Origin of the sequence: Alkalibaculum bacchi, assembly GCF_937875145.1 — a bacterium.
GTDB classification, from domain to species: Bacteria; Bacillota; Clostridia; order Eubacteriales; family Alkalibacteraceae; genus Alkalibaculum; species Alkalibaculum bacchi_A.
On the sequence record NZ_CALNCS010000054.1, the window covers coordinates 35,788 to 58,785 of the forward strand.

Annotated in this window: 24 protein-coding genes; 13 read left to right on the forward strand and 11 right to left on the reverse strand. The window is 37.1% G+C overall.

The annotated features are described in order from the left end of the window. Positions 1-15: 15 nt before the first annotated feature. From Q7P22_RS03460 to Q7P22_RS03510, 11 genes are all read right to left on the reverse strand, one after another. A complete protein-coding gene (locus Q7P22_RS03460; RefSeq protein ID WP_303860662.1) occupies positions 16-966 on the reverse strand; it encodes a DUF3644 domain-containing protein in 951 nt (316 codons plus the stop codon). A 161-nt stretch (positions 967-1,127) separates the two neighbouring features. Then, the gene (locus tag Q7P22_RS03465) at positions 1,128-2,609 is read right to left on the reverse strand and encodes a class I SAM-dependent DNA methyltransferase (RefSeq protein WP_303860663.1); all 1,482 of its coding nucleotides are present in this window, start codon (positions 2,607-2,609) and stop codon (positions 1,128-1,130) included. Positions 2,610-2,611: 2 nt separating this feature from the next. Continuing rightward, a complete protein-coding gene (locus Q7P22_RS03470; RefSeq protein ID WP_303860665.1) occupies positions 2,612-4,000 on the reverse strand; it encodes a restriction endonuclease subunit S in 1,389 nt (462 codons plus the stop codon). Next, entirely contained in the window at positions 3,997-6,792 is a 2,796-nt protein-coding gene (locus Q7P22_RS03475; RefSeq protein WP_303860668.1) for a DEAD/DEAH box helicase family protein, read from the reverse strand. The genes Q7P22_RS03470 and Q7P22_RS03475 overlap by 4 nt, the downstream gene beginning before the upstream one ends. Positions 6,793-6,804: 12 nt before the next feature. Next, entirely contained in the window at positions 6,805-7,023 is a 219-nt protein-coding gene (locus Q7P22_RS03480; RefSeq protein WP_303860671.1) for a helix-turn-helix transcriptional regulator, read from the reverse strand. 108 nt (positions 7,024-7,131) lie between these two features. After that, on the reverse strand, positions 7,132-7,473 hold the full coding sequence (gene mobC / locus Q7P22_RS03485; RefSeq protein WP_303860673.1) for a plasmid mobilization relaxosome protein MobC: 342 nt from the start codon (positions 7,471-7,473) through the stop codon (positions 7,132-7,134). Positions 7,474-7,812: 339 nt separating this feature from the next. After that, positions 7,813-9,264, reverse strand: a complete 1,452-nt coding sequence (locus Q7P22_RS03490) for a VapE domain-containing protein (RefSeq protein ID WP_303860676.1) — start codon at positions 9,262-9,264, stop codon at positions 7,813-7,815. Further along, positions 9,251-10,192: a hypothetical protein gene (locus tag Q7P22_RS03495; RefSeq protein ID WP_303860679.1), complete on the reverse strand. Its 942-nt coding sequence runs from the start codon at positions 10,190-10,192 to the stop codon at positions 9,251-9,253. The genes Q7P22_RS03490 and Q7P22_RS03495 overlap by 14 nt, the downstream gene beginning before the upstream one ends. 95 nt (positions 10,193-10,287) lie before the next feature. Beyond that, positions 10,288-10,608, reverse strand: coding sequence for a hypothetical protein (locus Q7P22_RS03500; protein WP_303860683.1), 321 nt, complete (start codon positions 10,606-10,608; stop codon positions 10,288-10,290). Beyond that, on the reverse strand, positions 10,601-11,722 hold the full coding sequence (locus Q7P22_RS03505) for a site-specific integrase (RefSeq protein ID WP_303860686.1): 1,122 nt from the start codon (positions 11,720-11,722) through the stop codon (positions 10,601-10,603). The genes Q7P22_RS03500 and Q7P22_RS03505 overlap by 8 nt, the downstream gene beginning before the upstream one ends. 2 nt (positions 11,723-11,724) lie before the next feature. Further along, positions 11,725-11,913: a hypothetical protein gene (locus Q7P22_RS03510; protein WP_075726746.1), complete on the reverse strand. Its 189-nt coding sequence runs from the start codon at positions 11,911-11,913 to the stop codon at positions 11,725-11,727. A 275-nt stretch (positions 11,914-12,188) separates the two neighbouring features. Here Q7P22_RS03510 and Q7P22_RS03515 point away from each other — a divergent pair, with 275 nt between their 5' ends. The 13 genes from Q7P22_RS03515 to Q7P22_RS03575 all read left to right on the forward strand — a co-directional run. Next, complete coding sequence (locus Q7P22_RS03515) at positions 12,189-12,617, forward strand: helix-turn-helix domain-containing protein (RefSeq protein ID WP_303860697.1); 429 nt, start codon at positions 12,189-12,191, stop codon at positions 12,615-12,617. 673 nt (positions 12,618-13,290) lie between these two features. Next, complete coding sequence (locus Q7P22_RS03520; protein ID WP_303860699.1) at positions 13,291-14,316, forward strand: DUF6017 domain-containing protein; 1,026 nt, start codon at positions 13,291-13,293, stop codon at positions 14,314-14,316. Between the two features lie 46 nt (positions 14,317-14,362). Continuing rightward, on the forward strand, positions 14,363-14,542 hold the full coding sequence (locus tag Q7P22_RS03525; protein ID WP_303860702.1) for a hypothetical protein: 180 nt from the start codon (positions 14,363-14,365) through the stop codon (positions 14,540-14,542). Further along, positions 14,514-15,464 (forward strand): toprim domain-containing protein, encoded by a 951-nt coding sequence (locus Q7P22_RS03530; protein WP_303860704.1) that lies wholly within the window; start codon positions 14,514-14,516, stop codon positions 15,462-15,464. Before Q7P22_RS03525 ends, Q7P22_RS03530 begins: the two co-directional genes overlap by 29 nt. A gap of 50 nt (positions 15,465-15,514) precedes the next feature. Next, on the forward strand, positions 15,515-16,315 hold the full coding sequence (locus tag Q7P22_RS03535; RefSeq protein WP_303860706.1) for a phage antirepressor KilAC domain-containing protein: 801 nt from the start codon (positions 15,515-15,517) through the stop codon (positions 16,313-16,315). Further along, positions 16,302-16,802, forward strand: coding sequence for a PcfB family protein (locus Q7P22_RS03540; protein ID WP_303860719.1), 501 nt, complete (start codon positions 16,302-16,304; stop codon positions 16,800-16,802). Before Q7P22_RS03535 ends, Q7P22_RS03540 begins: the two co-directional genes overlap by 14 nt. Positions 16,803-16,849: 47 nt before the next feature. After that, the gene (locus tag Q7P22_RS03545; protein ID WP_369695488.1) at positions 16,850-18,640 is read left to right on the forward strand and encodes a VirD4-like conjugal transfer protein, CD1115 family; all 1,791 of its coding nucleotides are present in this window, start codon (positions 16,850-16,852) and stop codon (positions 18,638-18,640) included. A 131-nt stretch (positions 18,641-18,771) separates the two neighbouring features. Beyond that, positions 18,772-18,987, forward strand: a complete 216-nt coding sequence (locus tag Q7P22_RS03550; protein ID WP_303860720.1) for a Maff2 family mobile element protein — start codon at positions 18,772-18,774, stop codon at positions 18,985-18,987. A gap of 10 nt (positions 18,988-18,997) precedes the next feature. Continuing rightward, complete coding sequence (locus Q7P22_RS03555) at positions 18,998-19,867, forward strand: VirB6/TrbL-like conjugal transfer protein, CD1112 family (protein ID WP_303860711.1); 870 nt, start codon at positions 18,998-19,000, stop codon at positions 19,865-19,867. Positions 19,868-19,891: 24 nt separating this feature from the next. Then, the gene (locus tag Q7P22_RS03560; protein WP_303860714.1) at positions 19,892-20,362 is read left to right on the forward strand and encodes a DUF3848 domain-containing protein; all 471 of its coding nucleotides are present in this window, start codon (positions 19,892-19,894) and stop codon (positions 20,360-20,362) included. A gap of 11 nt (positions 20,363-20,373) precedes the next feature. Continuing rightward, positions 20,374-21,567 (forward strand): DNA cytosine methyltransferase, encoded by a 1,194-nt coding sequence (locus Q7P22_RS03565; protein WP_303860717.1) that lies wholly within the window; start codon positions 20,374-20,376, stop codon positions 21,565-21,567. Continuing rightward, positions 21,568-21,990 (forward strand): PrgI family protein, encoded by a 423-nt coding sequence (locus tag Q7P22_RS03570; RefSeq protein WP_303860718.1) that lies wholly within the window; start codon positions 21,568-21,570, stop codon positions 21,988-21,990. Then, on the forward strand, positions 21,902-22,998 hold a 1,097-nt coding region (locus Q7P22_RS03575; protein ID WP_369695486.1), incomplete at its 3' end, for a VirB4-like conjugal transfer ATPase, CD1110 family. The genes Q7P22_RS03570 and Q7P22_RS03575, both read left to right, overlap by 89 nt.

Genomic DNA, 22,998 nt, shown 5'->3' on the forward strand with positions numbered 1-22,998 from the left:
AGATTTTAAGTTTGGTTATGAATGACTTTCTTGACAGTATTCCCTTACAACATCTAACCAATTTTCATACCAATACCATTGTTTGGCTACATACACTCCATAATTATACCTAGGATTTCTTGCGTCTTTATTTTGCCAAAGTTGAGTATGATAGTGCATAGAAAACTTTTCATACCCTTCGTCATTCATTCTTTTTACAATTTGTGATGGTAAATATTTAGGTTTTTCAACACCCCGAATTAGTACTTTTTCTACATTTTTTGCATTTTCACTACCAGCTTTTATAAATTCTACAGCTTTATCAGCTTGATTAGCTCTATTTACCGAAATAGGAACATATACAACTCTGTACGCATACGACTGTAATTTTAATTCTTCATCTGATAATCCTGCTTCAAATTCTGTTACAAATTTGATGATATTAGAATATTTTAGATTATCAGCTTCTTTTCTCAACTGTTGTTCTTGTAAAGGATTTAATGGTGTTAGCTGAATAGCTAGGCTAAGCTGTGATTGAATGCTATGTTTTTCTCCAAATAACTTTACCAATTCTCTATTATAGTTTAATGAGCAAGCCTGGAGTTTCGCTCCAATATAATCATCAATTTTATCTGTTCTTTGATGCTCAATTTCATGTCTAATCCCGATTAAAAACTTTAAATTTAAAATCGTTCCCTTATCTAAAGGACATTCTTTATCATTTAAGCATCTTTCTAAGTCCCAATATTTATATGCTTTATGCTTAGTCCTATCATAGCTTTTTCTTTTACCTTGCATTTTATAATACCTATAATCTACATTTATGCTACGGTAATAGGCATGCATTAAATACGTCCAAGAAATTACAGATGTGACAATGAAAATTTCAGATTTAAATTTTATTAGAGGGTTATTATATATTTGTATTGCAGACATCATTGCTTCTTTTGATTTTTCTATCAATTCATTTTTAATAGACCAGACCATATTTTCACCTCTTACTCAGACACTTAAATATCATCTCTTCATAAAATATCATAAGCTCCTTACCATCATAGGGTTTTTTAAATAATAATATCCTCCAACTCTTGCTTTATAAAAAAGTCCCCTTAAAATTTATTGCATTATACATCTTACATAGCCTCGAACTACTCTCCATTCAAAGTTTCCATCAAAGCCTGAAAACTCTCTAATCCAGCCTCTATATTTTCTATTATTTCATTAGCTAAAATATCTGGATCTGGCAAGTTTTCTAAATCAGTTAGGCTGTCATCCTTAAGCCAAAATATATCCAAACTTGTCTTGTCTCTTTCAATGATTTCATCATAGCTGTATTTTCTCCATCTTCCTTCTGGATTTTCTTCTGACCATGTTTCCCGCCTATCATGTCTATTCGATGGATTGTAGCATTTTATAAAGTCTTCTAAATCTTCAAATTGCATTGGTTTTTTCTTTAAAGTATGGTGGACGTTGGTCCTATAGTCATAAAACCATACTTCTTTTGTCCAAGGGTCTCTTGCTCCCGGCTTATTGTCAAAGAAGAGTACATTAGCCTTAACACCTGGTCTATAAAATATCCCTGTTGGCAACCTTAGTATCGTGTGAAGATCTGTAGTTTTAAGAAATTCCTTTCTAACTGTTTCTCCCGCTCCACCTTCAAATAATACATTGTCAGGAAGAACCACTGCAGATTGTCCATTTTCTTTTAACAATGTCCTAATATGCTGTAAAAAATTTAATTGTTTATTTGATGTAGTCACCCAAAAGTCCTGTCTATTGTAAACTAAATCTTCTTTAACTTGCTCACCCTCTTCATTGGTAATAGTCATAGAAGATTTCTTCCCAAAAGGTGGATTAGCCAGAACATAATCATATCTATTTCCTTCATCTGCTATTAAGGCATCTGCGGAAGAAATAAAACTTTTACCATCAATTTCACCTATATTATGTAAAAACATATTCATCAAGCAAAGGCGCCTAGTATTGGCTACAATTTCATTACCATAGAAGGTTTTATTTTTTAAAAACTCTTTTTCATCCCTATTTAAATTATGAGCTTGACTAATATAATCGTAGGATGCTAGAAAAAATCCTCCTGTCCCACATGCTGGATCTATTATAGTTTTCTTTGGTTCAGGCTGAACACAGGCAACCATGGCCTTAATAAGAGATCTAGGGGTAAAATACTGTCCTGCACCACTTTTTGTATCTTCTGCATTTTTTTCTAAGAGTCCTTCATAAATCTTCCCTTTTAAGTCTGATCCCATCATGCCCCAGTCTTCTTTATCTATCATTTCTATAATCCTATAAAGTTTAGCAGGGTCTTGAATTTTATTTTGAGACTTGGTAAAAATTTGTCCTAGAATTCCTTTAGCATTAGCCAATTCTTTTAAAGTTTTATTATAGTGGTCCTCAAGTTCAGCACCACGTTTCTTTCTTAATTCACTCCAATCATATTCTTCTGGAATGTTTATTTCTCTAAAATAAGGAGGTTTGGAAAATTCATCTGCCATTTTTAAAAAAAGCAAATAAGTTAGTTGTTCTAAATAATCACCATATCCAACCCCATCATCTCTTAATATATTAGCAAAACTCCATACTTTTGATACTATATTAGATTCATTTACCATTATTACTTTGCCTCCTTAGTAGCTTCTTTGATTCTTTTTAGTAATTTCTCGGCTGGTTCCCAATCATCTTCTTGTTTGCAAGCTTCTAACTTTTCTTTAGAAAGCAATTTACCTTCAAAGGCTTTTTTCAAAATGCTATGACGTAGAGCTTCAGCTTTTTCAAAAGCTTCCTCTATATTAGCTTCTATATTTTCACAAACTGATAGACGAGATTCTATTTCTTTTATAATTTCTTCTTGTTCGTCTATCAAAGGCAGAGGAGTTGGTAACATCCTTAAGCCACCTAAAGATATAAATTTTTGCGTTGTACCTCTTATTAATTCTTTATCAGACATTATCTTTTTGGAAAACCAGCTTGATAAGTAATAATACAAATACCTCGATTTAATTAATGTTTCATTTTTCTTAAATAATCCTACATTCTTTATGCTAAATATATTATCTTCTTTTACTATTACGGGGCTACCTATGGTGCCTATCATTCCAAAAAGTATATCTTTTTCTTCTACTTTAGACCTTTTGCTAATTTCCCTATGATCAGATATAGATATATAACTTACATTTTCTAAATCAATATCCCCATCTTTTAAGTTTTTAGATGTTACTAATGGAATCCCTGTTTTTTCATACTTCGGAGTATCGTGTGTTCCATCCCTTACAGACTGACAAACCTTATGCGCCTCGACCCACAACCAACCAAAGGGTATTTCAGGCAATTCATCAAATGAGACAGTAGGTAGGCGCCTAGGTATATCCTGCCCTTTTTTATTTAAAATAAATTCATTGATATCCTTTTTTATTTTCTCTAAGTATTTTATAGAATAATTGTTTTCTTTTCTCCACTCTTTTGTTAATTTTCCTTCAAATGCTGCTTTCAGCACAGCTTGTCTATATACTTCTAGCTGCTTCTTTGCTTTATTAAGACTATCTATTCCACTATCTAATTCAGAAAATAATTCTTCAATTTTAGCTACAATAGCTCTTTGTTCTGGTAAAGGGGCTATTGAAATATTTAGTTTTGAAAATATTGAAATCCAATATCTCTTATGTGTATCTACATTATACCTAATTGTTTGCATATAATAATAAACATATTTAACATTTACTTCGTCTGATGTTGGCACCAATATTTTCATAGCTGATGACTTGACTTTAAATTTGAAATTTACATATTTAGTTGCTGTTGTAAAATCATCAAAAATTATAACTGGAAGTTCTGTAAATATATTATTCTCTTCATTAGTATAACCTAAAATAAAAGTCTTTCCTGCAGTCAATACTGGTGTCTTATAAGTATCATTATAAGCTGTCGAATCAACTATATAATTAGTAGGTTGAACATAATTAAGCAAGTCTTCTAATTTTCCTTCCGTCCAATATTCTTTTATCATGCTATCAATACCTCATTTAACTCATTTATTATTTGCAACATATTATCTCCAAATAATTTATACATTTTTCCTCTGCCTCCCTGACCATCAAATGGATGGTAATCTAAGTCGTCAACTTCAATATGAAAACTAGTGGCTATATGATCTTTAATCATCCTCAACCATTCCATTTGTTCTTCAGTATATTTTAATGGTCCTGCCTGTTTCCCAAAAACCCATCTTTGAAAATTTCTATCTACAATTCTATTATAAGGAGTAAGTTTTTCATCTATACCTGAAACTCTCCTTACTAAAGAAACAAGAGCCACTAATTCATTTATGGGACTGGATTCCTTTACATCTTCTAATTGACTATAAGCATCCCATACATAATGCGGTGCAAGTAGGGGCTTTTCAGTTTTTAGCTTTTTAAATAAGTCTTTTATCATCTTAAAAGTCAATTCTTTCAGTCTATAAGGTTGATTATAAAAGATACTTAAAGCAATAATTTCATCCTTGTTTTCTTCTATATAGTCCTCAAAACTTTTTACAAGTTCTTTAGCCTTTTCCTTTGTAAAGCTATCGAATTCTGCTCTCAACACTCTATCTTGGTTTATATTATCAATAATCTGTTCATGTAGCTTTCTTACATTCTCAATATATTCATTTAGCTCTCCAGTGAAAACCTTGGCTGCATTTGTTGCTAGTTGACTCTCTGCTTTCTTTCTACACTCTTCTTCTTTTAAAGGTGTTCTTTTCGACTCAGGAATCTCACTTACTAATTCAATAGTTCTGCTTTCAATTAAATCTGGGTTATAAGCATTTAATAGATTCTTAGTCATATCTTTTAGGTCTTGTCCACCACTTATTTCTTTTAATCTATCTTTTTCATCTTCTGTAATTTGCTTGTCTAAGCGAATCAACCTATTTGCTAAGGAAGTGAATAGATCTTCATCCTGGGCACCCATAGCTACTGCACCCAATAAGTCTTTTAAGGCTACACTTCTCTTTCTTTCCAAAGGCCTACTATCAGTCTTTCGTGATTTTGTAACACCTACAGCATCTACAATAATAAAGTGTGTCTTAGTATATTTAGCTGCCCTAGTTACCTTTTTTAAATCATCAAAACTAATGGTACGAGTTCCTCTTCCTTTCATTTGCTCAAAATAATTAGAGCTTTTTACATCTCTCATAAAAAGCAAAACTTCCAACGGTTTTACATCTGTTCCTGTTGCTATCATATCTACAGTTACTGCTATTCTTGGATTCCAGGAGTTTCTAAATCTATTTAGGACTGACTTAGGGTCCTCGTCAGTCTTGTATGTTACCTTCTTGCAAAACTCATTGCCTTCATTAAATTCTACTCTTATAGTATCTATAATATCATCTGCATGACTATCAGTTTTTGCAAATACAAGAGTTTTTGGTACCTCAAAATCTCCATTTTCATAATAACGATCAGGAAAAATTGTAGGCAAGGCTTCCTTATATGCTTTGATAATATTCCTAATTTGACTTTTACTAACTACCTTTTTATCTAAGTCCTTAGATGTATATTCAAGATCCTCGTCTAACTGTTCCCATCTCATTTTTCGCGTTAGTCTTTCTCTTTTATCAACAAACTCTTTGGCTTTTAGTTTAGCTCCAGCTTGGGTTATTTCAGTTTCTATTGTAAAAACATCATAGGGAACATTGACACCATCAATAACAGATTCTTCATAAGTATATTCACTTACTACATTTTCATTGAAGAAACCAAAAGTTCTTTTATCTGGTGTAGCTGTAAGACCAATTAAAAAAGAATCATAATAATCTAATACTTGTTTCCATAAATTATAGATTGATCTATGACATTCATCTATAATAACAAAATCAAATTGTTCTATAGGATTTACCTTTGAGTATTCAACTGGCATGGGATCTTTCTTCCTCCATTGCCAACTACTTTCATTAGGATTTTCCTCCTCAGAAGACTCTTCAAGCTCTTCACCCTTTAAAATTGAATATAATCTTTGAATAGTAGAAATACAAACTTGACTATCCTGGGCTATGTAGCTAGATGTTAGTCTTTGAACATTATATAGCTCTGTAAACTTTCTGTTATCATCTTTAGGCTGATATTTTATAAATTCTTGTTCAGCTTGCTCACCTAAGTTTTTAGTATCTACAACAAAAAGTATTCTTTTAGCATTTGCAAACTTCAATAGTCTATACACAAAAGTGCAGGCAGTATATGTCTTTCCAGCACCTGTAGCCATTTGAATCAAGGCTCTTGGTTTATTGTTTTTAAAGGATATCTCTAGTTTTTTTATAGCTTTTATTTGCGCAGGTCTTAACCCTTCCTCATCTAAAGTAGGCATATCCTGCAATCGAGCTCTTAGGGTTTTTTCTTCCTCAAACCATTCTAATAGAGTTGATGGTTGATGAAAGTAGAAAACAGGCCGTGAACGAGGTTTAGGGTCTCTATAGTCAGTAAACCTTGTCAAAACCCCTGTACTTTCATATACAAAAGGTAAAGGCTCCTTGTTTAGATTATACTTTAGTTTTGCTTGTGCATAACCATATGCTTGGTCCTCAGCAACTGTTAATCTTTGTCCTTCTTCCTCTTTTTTAGCTTCTATTACCCCCAGAGGTTTTCTATCAACAAATAAAACATAGTCAGCAGGTCCTACATCTGTTTGATATTCTCTTACAGCAACACCCCTGCTTTCTGATAAATTAACTTTGTTCTTATCTTGAACACTCCAACCAGCATTTTGTAACATAAGATCAATCTTATCTCTAGATCTTTGTTCTGGACTTTGATTTACCATGACTTCACCCCTTTATTCCCTCACGTACTCCATAATATCCGCTATCTCACAGTCTAAAACATAACAAATTTTTGCTATTGTAGTTAAATCCACTCGCTTAACTTTATTATTACAGTATGAATTAAGTTGGGTCCTTTGAAGGCTTGCTTCCTTTTCTAATTTGTTTTTGCTTATGTTTTTATCTTCTAAAACCTGTTCAATTTTAAAAATCACTCTTCCAAAATCTTGCATCTTTTATCTCCTTTTGATATTTAAAGATAAGTTTATTTCTTCCTATTTTAAAATCATTATTAAAACAATTATATCAGACTTGCATTCTTTTTACACCTGTAAGAAGTTTTAAATATATTTTCTCAGCAAGATATCCTGTATCTTTAATATTTCTCTTGATATATCATCATTTTCTTTTTTAAGATCCTCAATATCTTCTCTGTAGATTATTCCTGTAGTATTTACCCTCTTTGCAATTTGATTAAGATTGTTTGCATTCCTCCCAATAAGGGTCTGCATCTTCCTAAAAACATTCATATCTATTACAAATATAGGAGCTTCAAGAACTCTTTTCCTTATAAAATGTCCCATTGATTTTGATTTACTAAGTTCAAGTTTTTTCTTAAAAATTTCTTTTTCTTCCTTGGTTAATTTAATTTCTATCCTTTCATTTCTGTATCTATTAGCCATAGTATTCTTCCTTTCTATAATATTTTTAACTAGGGTCTTAGGGGGAACCCCTAAATCATTCCGATAGGAACAAGTAGAAAATTTTATATGTAAAAGTAAGCCCAACAGGACTTACTTTTACAATTTTCTCGTAGCTGTCCGTACAGCTACTGTGCTTGCTACTAAAGTTTTAATAGACACAGGAGATTTGTAACTGTAACCTACTATTTCAAAAGTCCTCAAATAAGGCATTGATTCTTATTTTGATTCCTACAAGCCTTGATATTACTAGACTTCCATTTCTACCAGCCTAATTCTAAGGGTTTTAAAATCTCGGTTACAAGTTACATAGTTACAAAGTTACAATTTCTCTTTCTTATTCTCTCCTGTGTCCATTTTTATTTGCTCTGCCTCTTGCCATTCTTTTGGTAAATCATCATTATCAACTTCTATAAAATCATTTTCTATCTTTTCTTCCTTCTCATAATAAAGTTTTACTGGGATAGATACTCCACTAGGAGAAATTCTCTTAGTCTTCGATGACCTGATTGCCTTCCATTCTGGAAAATAATTATCCATGATTTCAGAAAAGGATTTTGATTTGATATGATAACCTTGCATGGATAATTCCTTAAAGCAAGTTATATTTGGTTCTTGTGTTTTTGCTTTATATTCTTCTAAGAAGTAGCGAATATCTTCAACATCTGGATTAAGATACTTAAACTTTTCTTGTTCCTGGTAAAGATCATTAAGAAGCTCTTTTGGTATGGTCCAGGAATGTTTCTTCTCTTTGTAGAGTTTATATCCATAGGCCAAGGCCTGGTTGAAATTTTCTCTAATAGAATCTAAATAATCTTTTTCTGATTGATTTCCTTGATAATCCTTGTCAGGGTAAATAGCCTTCTTTCTATTTTCCTTATGACATTCTACAGGTAAATATCTTCTCTCTCCTGTATGGTCATTTAAAAAAGTTCTTTCATTTAATGTACCAATTAAAATACAAGTCCTAGGAACATCAGTTGAAAACTTTTCATAGGGGATTCTTATCCTATCACTTAGTTTAGATAAAAATGATTTTGCTTCATTAGCTGATTTTGCATTTCTTAAGGCTACAAATTCTTCAATTTCTACTACAGTCTTTCCCATTAAGTTCATAACAGCATCTTTACCTTGAATATTTTCAATGGTACAAAACCAATCATCTCTAATAGCCAAATATCTAGCAAAAGTAGACTTTCCTATTCCTTGTCCACCTACTAAAACCATCATTTCATCAAACTTAGATCCTGGCTCAAAGACTCTTTTAATTAAACCTAAAATCATATGCTCCATAATCCAGGCATTAAGTTCTGTATCTTCAGCTCCTAGATATATTGGTAAGAGTTTAGCTATTGCATTTCTATCTCCCTTCCAAGTGAGGTTTTTTAGATATTGTTCTGGTGGACTTATTTCATACTGATTAGCAACAAAGCGAACTGCATCCCACATTTTATTAGCATTGTAATTAAGCCCAAAATGTTTTTCTATTTCAAGTCCTATCCTATTGTTCAGTGAGTCATCCCATAGTCTAATTTGGTTTGTTTTTATACTTTTTTCCCCTATAATTTTACCTTGAAATTTAATCTCATTGGTAAATTTATCATAGAAGATTTGTCCTTCATATATTTTCTTAGCCTTACAATATTTTGGATTAAGAAGTACTGTGACAATATTTCCTGTAATCTGCTTTACATTACCTTTTACTGTTTTCTGTAAATCCATTAAAGAATAGGACTGGTCTATTTCAGGAAAGGCTATTTTAAACTCTTTCATAGGCCCTAGTCCTTTTCTTGTATTGAAAATGTCTGCTCCAGTCAAAGGCTACAAAATTTCCAAGACCTAAGACTTTTTCTATAGTCTTTTTTACATAATCAAGATACTTTCTATCATCCCTTCTTTTCTCATTGGTTGCTAGGCGATTTAAAGGAGTCATTAAAAATAGCTCTTTCATTAAGTTAGGATTTCCATCTGTATAGTTTCTAGCAAGTACTAGAAAGGTAAAGTCATCCCTGCTATGGTCACCTGTTAGACTAGCTCCTGAGATAAGCATACTTGCCTTTCTATTGGTTCTTTCCATGGTGGTTAGTATTTCATCTAGGCTTAGGTCATCTAGTCTAGAAAACTTGTTTAAAGGCTCATACTTGTATTCTCTGATTTGTTTTAAGGTGGATTCTTTCTCCTGTGTCCATTTCTTGTAAAGCTTACTTAATTCATCTTCTTTGTCTAAAAGTTTATTACTTCTAGGAAAGAAGGATCCACCTCCTATATTTCCTGTAAGAGCTATATATCTATTTTTCTTGTATATCTCAATTCCCTGACTTGATAGATTGAGGTTGCCTGGTATTGTTCCCTTTGCAAAGATATGGATTCCCTTGCCTGATTGAGATAATTCCATATATGTTCCTGTAAAACTCTCTATAATTTCTTTTGCCATAGGAGTTAGCTTTCCACCTTGAATCGCATGGTCTAGGTCTATACAGATATTCCTATCTTCCTCCACTAGAACAAATCCTAGAGGTCTATTCTTAGTCTTAGCTTCATTGAAATCTATCCACCGTTCTGGATGATTCCAATCATTAGCTTTTCCATCAATTAAGGAAAAGGGAAGCTTGGCTACTTTGCCATTTAATTCTTCCTTTCTCCAACCTACAAATCTTTTCATTTTTTTCATTTCTTCTGGTAGATATTTATATTTTTCCATTCATTTTACCTCCTTATGCTGTTCAAAACAGACCCCATATGGTAAAATGAATTTGGTAGAAACATTCCACATGGGGTGTGCCTTTGGCCTTTGTGCTAAAGGCTTTTTTCTTTTTTGATTTCATAGTAAATTTCTATTAAAAATCTTAAAATCTCTTGGTCATCCTCTTCTAATCTTCCATATTTCTTTACAACTTTTGCTAGTCTAAATATTTCTAGAGCAAATTTATCTTCAAGTCTATAATCTGCTTTAATGGACACAGGAGGAGATGTTAATGCACTTATAATATAATCTTGCTTAGTAAGGCCACTTATTTCTACTTTTCTATCTAATAACTCAGCTTCTTCCCCTGTTGCCCTAAAAGAAATTATCTTATTTCTCTTTCTTTTAACTTGTTTTTTTATTTCCTTACTCATCTTCATCCTCCAATAATTTTTCCCATTCATCATCTAAGTTTTCTTTTCTTATATTAGATAAGGAAATGGCCATATCATTTTGCTTGCTTGGGAATAAATGAGCATATCTGTAGGTTATATCAATAGATTCATGTCCTAATCTGTCTGCTATGGCTATTGCCGAATAACCTAATTCAATTAATAAAGATACATGGGAATGTCTTAAGTCATGAACTCTAATTCTCTTAACCCCAGCTTTTGTACTTCCCCTAGTCATTTCATGGTGTAGATAAGACTTGGTGATTGGAAATAATAGTTGATTGTCTTTTAGCTTGTATATACCAGCCATGTATTTTTCTATTTCATCTGATAAAAAATCTGGCATTACAACAGTCCTTATGCTTTTCTTGGTCTTAGGTTCTGTTATAATATTTTCACCATCTATTCTTTGTAAAGATTGATTTATCCTAATAGTATTATTGGTAAGATTAAATTTTTCCTTTGTTAAAGCGAGCAATTCACCAGTTCTTAATCCACACCAATATAGAATCTCAAAAGCATAGAATGATAAGGGCTTGTCCTTTACTTCTTCTATAAATTTTCCATATTCGGCTTCAGTCCAAAATTTCATTTCTGAAGCTTCTTTTTCTCCCATAGAACCAACATCCCTTGCAACATTAGATTTTAGGTTATAGTACTTGCAGGCATAATTTAGGACACTACTTAATTGAGCATGTATTGTTCTTAAGTAGGTCTGGGAATATTTTTTGCCTTTATCATCTTCCTCTTTCATTAATATATTTTGCCATTTAACTATTGTCATTTTAGTAATTTCATTAACTTGAAGATATCCTATATAGGGAATGACCTTTGTCCTTATTATTTGTTCCTTAGTTCTCCAGGTGTTTTCTCTTAATCTTGGTCGCATATCCTTTCCATATACTTGAAAAAATTCAGCAAATGTCATATCAAGATTTCCAGCTTGCTCTCTTAAAAAATCTTCTTCCCATTTCAGAGCTTCTTTTTTTGTCTTAAATCCTCTTTTCTTCCTATTAATTTTCTCACCTCTCCAATTGGTGTAGGTGAATTTGGTAAACCAGGTGCCATTTCCACTTTCATCCCTATAAGCTCCCACTACTAGGCCTCCTTTCTTTCTTGATAGCAATACTTGTCTAAGAAATATTGTCTATTAATTTTGCCTCTTTGAACCCTATAGCCTAATTCAACTAGTTCTCCATTCATTTCATTTATTATTTGATAGGCCGTAGTTCTGCTAACTTCTAAAAAATCCTGTACTTCCTTTGCATTCATAAAAATCTTATTCATTTTTTTCTTCCCCCTTATGTTTTTATTTATAAGCTTCTCATCAATGAATAAGCGACGAGCATCAATTTGGTTTCCTTATAATTTATAGCACAATTTCGTGCTATTTAATCATATAATATCAGCACGTTTCCGTGTTGTCAAGATTAATTTTAAATTATTTTTATTTATTGTTCTTATTACAAGAGATTTCAATGGATTTATAATCGTTCACTTTTGTTGCTATAAATGATATCTTGTGATAAAATAAATTAAAATACTACCAAGAGGAGTTTAAAATGATTTCAGGTGAAAAGCTAAAAAAGTTAAGATTACTTAGAGAATTGACACAAAAGGAATTAGCAATAAAATCAGGCCTTACAGATTCTGCTATAAGAAATTATGAATTGGGTTATCGTTCGCCTAATAAGGATCAATTAATAAAAATAGCCCAAGTTTTAGACTGTGATGTATCTGCCTTAATTGACCATACTCCTATTTCTAATTTTGAATTTATGCAAATTCTTTTTGATTATGAAGAGGATTTAAAAATCAGACCACTAATAGAAGATTCTACAATAGGAGTGCTTTCTCATGATATGACTTTCAATGATTTTCTAATTGAGTGGGATGAAATGAGGAAAAAGCACTATAACGGAGAAATAACAGATGAGGAATTTGAGGATTGGAAGTTATCCTATCCTAAAAAGTCCAGATTTAAAAAGTAATTCTTAAACTATAAATATATAAGCTCATTTTAAACTGGTCGAAATCGACTAGTTTATAAATAATTCAATACTAAGTATATAATCCAATTTTAACCCCATTGAATTCGATAGGTTTAAAGTGTTTCATAAGCAAATTCATAACCCAAGTTTTAACCGTGTCGAATTCGATGCCTTTAGAAATCTGTTTAGATTTCTAAATAAATATACACACAAAAACACCATAGAATCTTATCCAGATCTCTATGGTGTTTCTATTTGTAATCCACTTGGCACTATTTATGAAGTTATTCCAAAAAACTTTTTTACCCAATTTCGTTCCAGTTGAGAATTTCAAACCTCTACAAACATTGGTTTTATGGGCTTTCTTGTTTGTTTTTAACTACTCCCACTCCAGACCGACGGTACGCAATATAAATGAATATGGCGTATTTGCAGGCTTTTAGAGCAATATGAAGGAGTATGGAACACTATCATTTACAAAAAAAATGCAATAATAATGCAATTGGAAATGAAACAGTTTTCTTGCAAGCCACAAACCCAACTGACCGAAATATTGATAACACTGTTTTTGCAATGCTTACATTATAAACAATAAATATGCTTTATAGCAAGTCTTAGACGCTCCAGAAATGTAGCGTCTTTTTCTTTGTCCAAAATTTTAGGAGGGGGCGCTATGAGCCAGCAGCTAATATCACACAATTATTATTACGGCAGCGAAGCCGAACAATACACTTTTTACCGTTTTCCAAAAGCCTTGTTCACAAACGACCTATACAAAAACCTATCGGACGGTGCAAAAATCCTTTATGGGTTAATGCTCGACCGCATGGGTTTGTCGCTCAAAAATGGCTGGGTTGATGAAGAAAATCGGGTTTTTATCTATTTCACGCTAGAACATTTGCAAGAGTATATGAACTGCGGTCACAACAAAGGCGTGAAACTGATGTCTGAACTTGAAAAAATCGGACTGATTGAGCGTGTAAAGCAGGGGCTTGGAAAACCAGCCATTATCTATGTGAAGCAGTTTTCGGTTGGCAGCGAAAATCCTGTAAAGCCGCCGTCTGACGGGAGTTATCAACAGAGTTATCAACAAAATTATTCACAGGGAAACCCAGACTTCCGAAAAGGGGAACTCCAGACTTCCGATTATGGGAAGTCAAGACTTCCGCATATGGGAACTCCAGACTTCCCGAAAGAGGAAGCAAATAAGAATAATCTTAATAAGCCTGATTTTAATAATAATAATTTTAGTAAGAACTATCCTATCCAATCCTACGGACAATCGAGTGAACAGGCTTCTCGTTCTTCGCCTCATGGATTGGATAAGGATGTGATGTGGGAGATAAATTCATATCGTGATTTGATTATGGACAATATCGAATACGATTGTCTTATTCACAGGCACGGCAGGGAGCGCATGGACGAACTAGTAAACCTCATTACGGATACAGTTTGCTCAAAACGTGATTACATCACGATTGCAGGCGATGATTTTCCAAGAGAGGTTGTGAAAAGCCGTTTTCTCAAGCTGGACGACAATCATATCGGCTATGTGTTTGACTGTATCGACAAAAACACTACGAAAGTCCGAAACGTGAGAAAATATCTGCTTGCTGCCCTGTACAACGCACCTACCACGATGGACACTTTTTATCAAGTTGAGGTAAATCACGATTTGTACGGAAACATCGGAACATAACGCACATCTTTGGATGGGCGTATTTTTTATAACAAGGGGGTTTTCTATGGCAAGAAAAAACAAACGCAAACCACAGCCCTATTTTCATGGGGCTACGATTTATGACAAGGGCTTCGCTTTTGCCGGCAAGGATTTCAAGTGCATGACCAGTGACGGTCAGTGCTTGAAAAAGCCGCTTGAAAGCAAGGAGCGTGACAATGGCGCTACTATCAGCAGAACAAGTTGAGCAGGCGCGAAATGTTGACTTGCTCACATACTTGCAAACCCATGAACCATATTCCATACGCAAAAGCGGCGCTAACGAATATTGCCTTGTGGAGCATGACAGTCTGAAAATCTCGAACGGTAAGTTTAATTGGTTTTCCCGAGGATTCGGCGGCTATTCAGCGCTGGATTTTCTCATAAAGGTTCGTGGACTTGACTTTCCCGAAGCGGTGAACCACCTGGCAGGCGGTGATGTTGCATATTCCCCGCCGAAACCGCCGCCAAAGGTTTTGAAAGAAAAACCGCCGAAAGCGTTTGCCCTGCCTGTTGCCAACATCAACAATGACAAAGCCATAGCCTACCTTCGAGGGCGTGGTGTTGACAACGATATTATCAGGCAGTGCATTAAGGGCGGCTTGCTGTATGAAGCGGCAAAATCCCACAACTGTGTGTTTGTGGGTTACAAGGGCAAAAAAGCCAAGTTTGCTTGCGAACGTGGCATATCAGACGATTACAAAAAAGATGTATATGGTTCAGATAAGCGGTTTAACTTCACTTTACCGCCGATAAATCCAAACAGCACAAAGCTCATGGTTATGGAATCGCCCATAGATTGCCTTTCTCATGCTTCCATTCACAAGCTGGACGGTAATAAGTGGGACGGATACCGCCTTTCTCTTGGCGGTGTTAGTTCACTGGCACTTATTAGCTTTTTAGAACAGTACCCTGAAATCAAAGGCGTTCAGCTTGGGCTTGATAATGACAAGGCCGGACAGAAAGCTACAAACCGCATAATCAAGGAGCTTTTAAGCGACAACAGGTTTTCGCACCTGAAAATATCCATAGTGCCGCCGCCCATCGGCAAGGACTACTGCGACACATTGGGCGCTATTTTACAACTGAATAAAGAAAAATCTACTCAAAACCGCCATGCCGCACTGTGATATGCAGTCGCACATAAGGCGGTTTTTGCTATTTTAGGAGGGTTTTCGATATGAAAAACCAAATGCAGATATTTGAAAATGAGGACTTTGGCAAAATCCGTGTAGTGGATATTGACGGTCTGCCGTGGTTCGTTGGTGCTGATGTAACGAAACGCCTTGGCTACCGCAACTCTCGTTCTACCATTGCAAATCATGTTGACCCCGAGGATAAGGGTGTAGCGAATTGCGACACCCTTAGAGGAAAGCAAAACTTGACAATTATAAATGAATCGGGACTGTATAGCCTTATCATGCAAAGCAAACTCCCCAATGCAAAGGCATTTAAGCGTTGGATTACCACTGATGTCCTCCCAACAATTCGCAAATACGGTGTATACATTGCCGATGATGTGCTTATAGAAATGGCTAAAAACAAAGAGTATACAGAAAATCTACTCGACAGCCTGCAACTGGAACGCAATCAAAAGGCTTCGTTGCTTAACCATTTGGAGGAAATCACACCCAAAGTTCACTATTTTGATACGGTTCTCCAAAATACAGATGGCATTCAAATAGGAGTTGTTGCCAAAGAATATGCAATGAGTGCTGTCGCTTTTAACAAGCTGCTTCATGGCTTAAAAGTTCAGTTTAAGGTTGGCGGCACATGGGTTCTCTACAAAAAGTTTGCAGACAAGGGCTACACAGTAACCCGCACCTATCATGTAAACGAGAATACAACCGCCATCCACTCATATTGGACACAGCGTGGACGGCTCTTTTTATACGACTTTCTCAAATGGCACGGCATTATTCCCGAAGCCGAGAAAGTACAAAACAAAATGTTAGGAGGCTCTGAATATATCGACCAATGACCAGTTAAGCGAAAAAAATGTTGCCCTGATTGTTAAGGGCGGCAAGTTGACCGCTAAACTGCTTGCCAAAGCTATAAAAGCCTTTCTTGACGAAAGCAAAAAGGTGAAGAAAAACCTTGCTGACCCGAATAGGACGGCTGGCAAAGGCAAGCAGACTGTAAAACAGCTTACAAAGCAAGGTGTAGGCGTTTCCAATATCGAAATCAGTGATAAAAATATCAAAGCCTTTGAATCGGTTGCCCGAAAATATGGCGTTGATTTTGCCCTGACAAAAGATAATACCGAAAAGCCACCTAAATGGCTTGTGTTTTTCAAGGGGCGTGATGCAGACGCTATCACTGCCGCATTCAAGGAGTTTTCGGCACAGCAACTAAAACGCACCACGCAAAAACCCTCTGTCATTCAAGGCTTGCGTAACCTCATGGAAAAGGTTGCAAATCAAGTTTTGGATAAAACCAAAAACAAAGACAAGGGGCGTGAGCATTGAAAATAGACGCAAAGAAAATCATTATCAAAGCTCTGCCCTTTGTTATCATGGGGATTTTCGCAACCAAACTCGGGCAGGCGTACCGATTATCAGAAGGTATCGCCTTTGCAGATAAAATAATGAACATCGGTGGCGGCTTCGCTTTAGCGTTTCAAAACTCCATGCCCAGCTTCCACCCTTTTGATTTGCTGATCGGTGCTGCCTGTGGCGGTATCTTCAAAGCCGTTGTCTATTTCAAGGGCAAAAACGCTAAGAAGTTCCGCAAAGATATTGAGTATGGCTCTGCCCGATGGGGCAAGCCCGAGGACATCAAGCCGTATATCGACCCGAAGCCCGAAAACAACATCATTCTTACCCAAACGGAAAGCCTTACCATGAACAGCCGACCGAACCCTGTAAAATATGCCAGAAACAAAAATGTTTTGGTTATCGGCGGTTCGGGCAGTGGTAAAACAAGATTTTTCGTTAAGCCGAATATTATGCAGTGCCAGTCTACAGATTATCCGGTTTCGCTGGTAATTACTGACCCAAAAGGAACGATTTTAGAAGAAGTTGGCAAGCTGCTTGTGAAGAACGGCTACAAGATAAAAGTGCTGAATACCATCAATTTTAAGCGGTCAATGAAATACAACCCTTTCGCCTACATTCGCTCTGAAAAGGATATTTTGAAGTTTGTTACTGCTTTGATAGCCAATACACAAGGCGATGGAAAAGGCGGCGATGATTTTTGGGTAAAGGCAGAAACCCTGCTTTATCAGGCGCTTATCGGCTATATCTACTACGAAGCGCCACCCGAAGAAAAGAACATGAACACCCTTGTTGAGATGATTAACTCAATGGAAGTTCGAGAGGACGATGAGAATTTTCGCAATGCTGTTGATTTTACCTTTGAAGCACTGGAAGAACGTGACCCGAACCACTTTGCCGTTAGGCAATATAAAAAATACAAGCTTGCGGCAGGCAAAACTGCGAAGTCGATTTTAATTAGCTGCGGCGCAAGGCTTTCACCCTTTGATATTGCCGAGGTTCGGGAAATGATGAGCGAGGACGAACTCGAACTTGATAACCTCGGTGGTTACAAGAAGTACAACCCAAAAACCAAGGAAGATGAAATCATCAAGCAGAAAACCGCCCTGTTCGTTATCATTTCCGACACTGATGATAGTTTTAACTTCATTGTGGCGCTTGCCTACAGCCAGCTTTTCAATCTGCTATGCGACAGAGCTGATAATGATTTTGGCGGTCGGCTGCCTGTCCATGTACGTTGCCTGTTAGACGAATTTGCGAATATCGGCATGATACCGAAGTTTGAAAAACTTATTGCAACAATCCGAAGCCGTGAAATATCGGCTTGCGTTATTTTGCAGGCGCAATCGCAACTTAAAGCGATTTACAAGGACAATATGGATACCATAATCGGCAATATGGACACAACACTTTTTCTCGGTGGTAAAGAAAAAACCACCCTTGAGGAAATATCGAAAATGCTCGGCAAGGAAACAGTGGATATGTACAACACCTCTGTTACCAAGGGCAATCAGGAAAGCCACGGTCAGAACTTCCAAAAACTCGGGCGTGAACTGATGTCGGTGGACGAAATCGGCGTAATGGACGGTGCGAAGTGCATTTTGCAAGTCCGTGGTGAGCGTCCGTTCTTATCGAATAAGTACGATATTACCAAACACCCGAACTACCGCTATCTTGCGGATTTTAACAAGAAACATCATTTTGATATTGAAAAATATCTATCCACAAAATTAAAACTGAAACCGAATGACGAGTTTGAGGTTGTTGAAATCGACCTTTCAGATGAACCATCGGCGCAGCCCACTGTTTAGCCCAATCAAACAGTGGGCTTTTCTTATGCCCAAAAGCAGAGCGCTTCGGGCATTTTCTTATGTCCAGCAAGGGCTTAATCGCCCTTTTTATATATATTGTTGCACCACAAAAATTTTAAGGAGGCTTAGTTATAGCATTTTTTAATTCAGCAGTCGGAGTATTGCAAACATTGGTAATCGCACTTGGAGCAGGGCTTGGAGTATGGGGAGTAATCAATCTTCTCGAGGGCTACGGCAACGATAATCCTGGGGCAAAATCGCAAGGCATGAAGCAACTTATGGCCGGTGGCGGCGTCGCGCTAATCGGTATGTTGCTAATCCCACAATTGTCCGGTCTATTCGGTTAAGAGTTAGCTAATGGATTGGCTGTTTGATGGCATAGGCGATTGGCTCAAACAGTTGTTCATAGACGCTATCATGGCAAGTTTTGCTGAAATGTTTAGCGATGTCAACGCACAAGTCGGAAACATCGCAACACAGGTAGGCACAACGCCCGAGGGCTGGAACTCGGGCGTTTTTTCCATGATAAGAACACTGTCTGAAACGGTCGTACTTCCCATTGCGGGAATGATTTTAACTTTTGTACTTTGCTATGAGCTTATTCAGCTCATCATCGAAAAAAACAACCTACAGGACTTTGATACCTTTAACATCTACAAGTGGATTTTCAAAACATTTGTAGCCGTGTTCATTTTAACAAATACATTCAACATTGTGATGGGCGTGTTTGATATTGGTCAGCATGTTGTCAACCAAAGTGCAGGGCTTATATCAGGCGATTTAACGCTTGGAAACGGCGATATGATGGACGCAATCCGCACGAACCTTGAAGCTATGGAAATTGGCGAACTTATAGGGCTTTTCTTTGAAACACAGATAGTAAAGCTTTGTATGGGCATTATGTCAATTTTCGTAATGGTTATTGTTTGGGGCCGCATGATTGAAATATATTTGACTGTTTCAATCGCACCGATTCCCCTGTCAACAATGGTAAACCGTGAATGGGGGCAGATGGGTAACAATTACCTCAAATCCCTGTTTGCACTGGCGTTTCAAGGTTTTCTGATTATGGTCTGTGTGGCAATTTACGCTGTTTTGGTGGCGGGAATTTCTGCTTCCGACAATATGCACATCGCCATATGGGGCGTTGCAGGCAATACAGCTTTGCTCTGTTTCATTTTACTGAAAACAGGCGGCATTGCCAAATCAATTCTAAATGCACACTAAACGAAAATATGGAGGTTTATCTATATGAACAGACTAATTGACATACTTAGGGAAAAACTGGAGCAGAACTTTGACGATTTCAGAGAAAAAATGATTTCTATGGACAGCGAAACCGTCTTTGCATTTGCACGGCAGATTGCGGCAATGGAAGATGTGCTTTTCTACATGAATACCCATGATTGGGTAGATGAACACGAAGCCGCCTATCTGCTTGACTTCGCCGAACCGCTAAAGCTGATTGCCGACGCATGGGAGGAACACTTGGACGATGGCGATAGCAGTTTCAGGGGCATTATTAAAATGGTTCTCAACAATGATGAGAACGAAGAAAACTATATCACGGTTGCGCTGGAGCGTGAACTCCGTGAAAAATATGGCGATGATGTTTCACTTAAAGACGCTGTACTGGTTGAGATTGTAGAAACTATGGAGGAATATTTTGAGCTTCGGGAACTATATGAAAGTTTGGGGGGCGAGTTCTGCGACGGGGAATAAAAGTAGTTTCCTTGTTTGATGGAATCGCCTGTGGCCGTGTTGCACTCGACCGTGCAGGAATTGCCGTTTCCGCATATGAAGCCTACGAGATAGACAAATTTCCAAGGTCAATCAGCCGTTACAACTATCCCGACATTCGCCATCATGGTGATGTGCTTGGTGCAGACTTTTCACAGTTTGCAGGCTATGACCTTGTAATGGGCGGTTCGCCTTGTACGTTCTGGTCTATTGCAAAAAATGACCGTGAAGTGGATAAAAACGGCATGGGCTGGAAGCTGTTCATGTGCTTTGTGGAAGCTGTGCGGATAATCAAGCCGAAGTGCTTTCTATATGAGAATGTGGCTTCCATGCCTGCAAACATCAAGGCGTATATTTCAGAAGAACTTGGCAGCGAACCTATTTTCATCAATTCAGCACTTGTATCGGCACAGCAACGAAAAAGGCTGTACTGGACGAACATCAAAGGAGTGGAACAGCCCGAAGATAAGGGCATTTTACTGAAAGATATACTTGAAAGCGGAATGGTTGGCAGGGATAAATCTCTTTGCATTGATGCCTGCTATTACAAAGGCGGCAACCATACACGCCCACAAAGCCAGAGCGGACAACGCAGAATGGTTTATGAACCAATCGCCCTTGCTGATAAATCGCAAACGATATTATCAACTATGTATAAAGAAAACGCCCTGTCTATGCTGAAACGTGGTAAGACAGGGCTTTTCGTTGCAGAAAGTGTAGACAAAGGAGCTGCCCTCCGCACCCGTGCCGATGAAAACGGCAGTTTCAAACGGCTTGAAGTCCGAAGCGACGATAAACTCAATTCTTTAACAACTGTGCAGACCGACAGTGTTATTTGTTCCCCTGTTCGTTTGGGTGTGCTTGGCAAAGGTGGTCAAGGTGAGCGTATTTACAGCGTTCATGGAAAAACCGTCACGCTTTCCGCAAATGGCGGTGGGCGCGGCGCAAAAACAGGGCTTTACAAAATCAACTTGCCCGATGGCGATTACATTGTTCGCAAGCTTACCCCCATTGAAGCGGAACGCTGTCAAACCCTGTCTGATAATTACACAGCTATGGGGATTGATGATAACGGAAAAACCGTGAAAATCAGCAACACACAACGCTATAAAGGAGTGGGCAACGGCTGGACGATAGATGTTATCGCCCATATTTTAAGTTTCGCAAAACTTGGAGGTGATTTCTAAATGGCATATGTGCCAGTACCAAAAGACTTATCCAAAGTAAAAACCAAAGTGGCGCTTGGGCTTACAAAACGCCAGCTTATATGTTTTAGTGCGGCGGCCGCAATCGGTGTGCCGATATTTTTTCTCACCAAAGGTTTTATCGGCAATTCACCGGCAGTTCTTGTGATGATACTTTTCATGCTTCCCGCTTTTTTTGTGGCGATGTATGAAAAAGACGGTCAACCCGCCGAAAAAATCATTAAAAACATTCTTAGGGCGCGGTTCTTCTTCCCGCAGACACGCCCCTACAAAACCGAGAACTTGTATTCTTACATTGAAAAGGAGGGTAGACTTTTTGCCAGTAAAGACAAAAAGGCAAAACCAGCAGGAAGTACGCCTGCAAAGAAACATTCAGTCAGCAAGGGCAAACAAAAAAGACCTTAAATCCACACCCAAAACCCCAATCAAAAAACAGAGCGGCGGTATAAAACTTTCGCTTTTTCAAAAATTGTTTGGGACAAAAACACCGCCTGAAACGGCACAACAGAGTATACCGTTTCGTGAGATGTACCGTGACGGCATTTGCCGTGTGGACGCTAAACTCTACACCAAAACCGTCACTTTTGCAGATATAAATTATCAACTCGCCCAAAACGAAGATAAAACACAGATTTTCGAGGGCTATTGCGACTTCCTCAATTACTTCGATTCGACCATCAGCGTTCAACTATCTTTCGTGAACCAATATGGCAACAAGACGGACTTTGAAAAGTCTATAAATATTCCTGACAGGCAAGATGATTTCAACTCTATTCGCCGTGAATATGCCGATATGCTGAAAAATCAGCTTGCTAAAGGCAATAACGGACTTGTCAAAAAGAAATACATCACATTCGGCATTGAAGCCGCCAATCTCCGTGAAGCAAAGCCAAGGCTGGAGCGTATCGAAGCCGACATCATCGGCAACTTTAAGGTGCTTGGTGTTGCGGCTCGTCCGCTCACAGGGCTTGAACGCCTTGAGCTTCTGCATGATGGTTTGCACCCTGACGGCAAAGAAAAGTTTTCGTTTGACTGGAAAGACATTGCGAAAACAGGGCTATCAGCTAAAGACCATATCGCCCCTACTTCCTTTGATTTTCGTGACGGCAAAACTTTTCGCATGGGTACAACCTACGGCGCTGTTAGTTTTGTGCATATCATAGCGCCCGAACTCAACGACCGTATGCTGGCTGATTTCCTCGATATGAATAATGCCATTACGGTAAATATGCACATTAAGTCTATCGACCAGTCGGAAGCCATCAAGACCATCAAGCGAAAAATCACCGAACTTGATGCAATGAAAATCAATGAGCAAAAGAAAGCTGTTCGGGGCGGGTACGATATGGATGTAATTCCTACGGATATTGCCACTTATGGCGATATCCGTAGGAATTACATCCATATCGTACC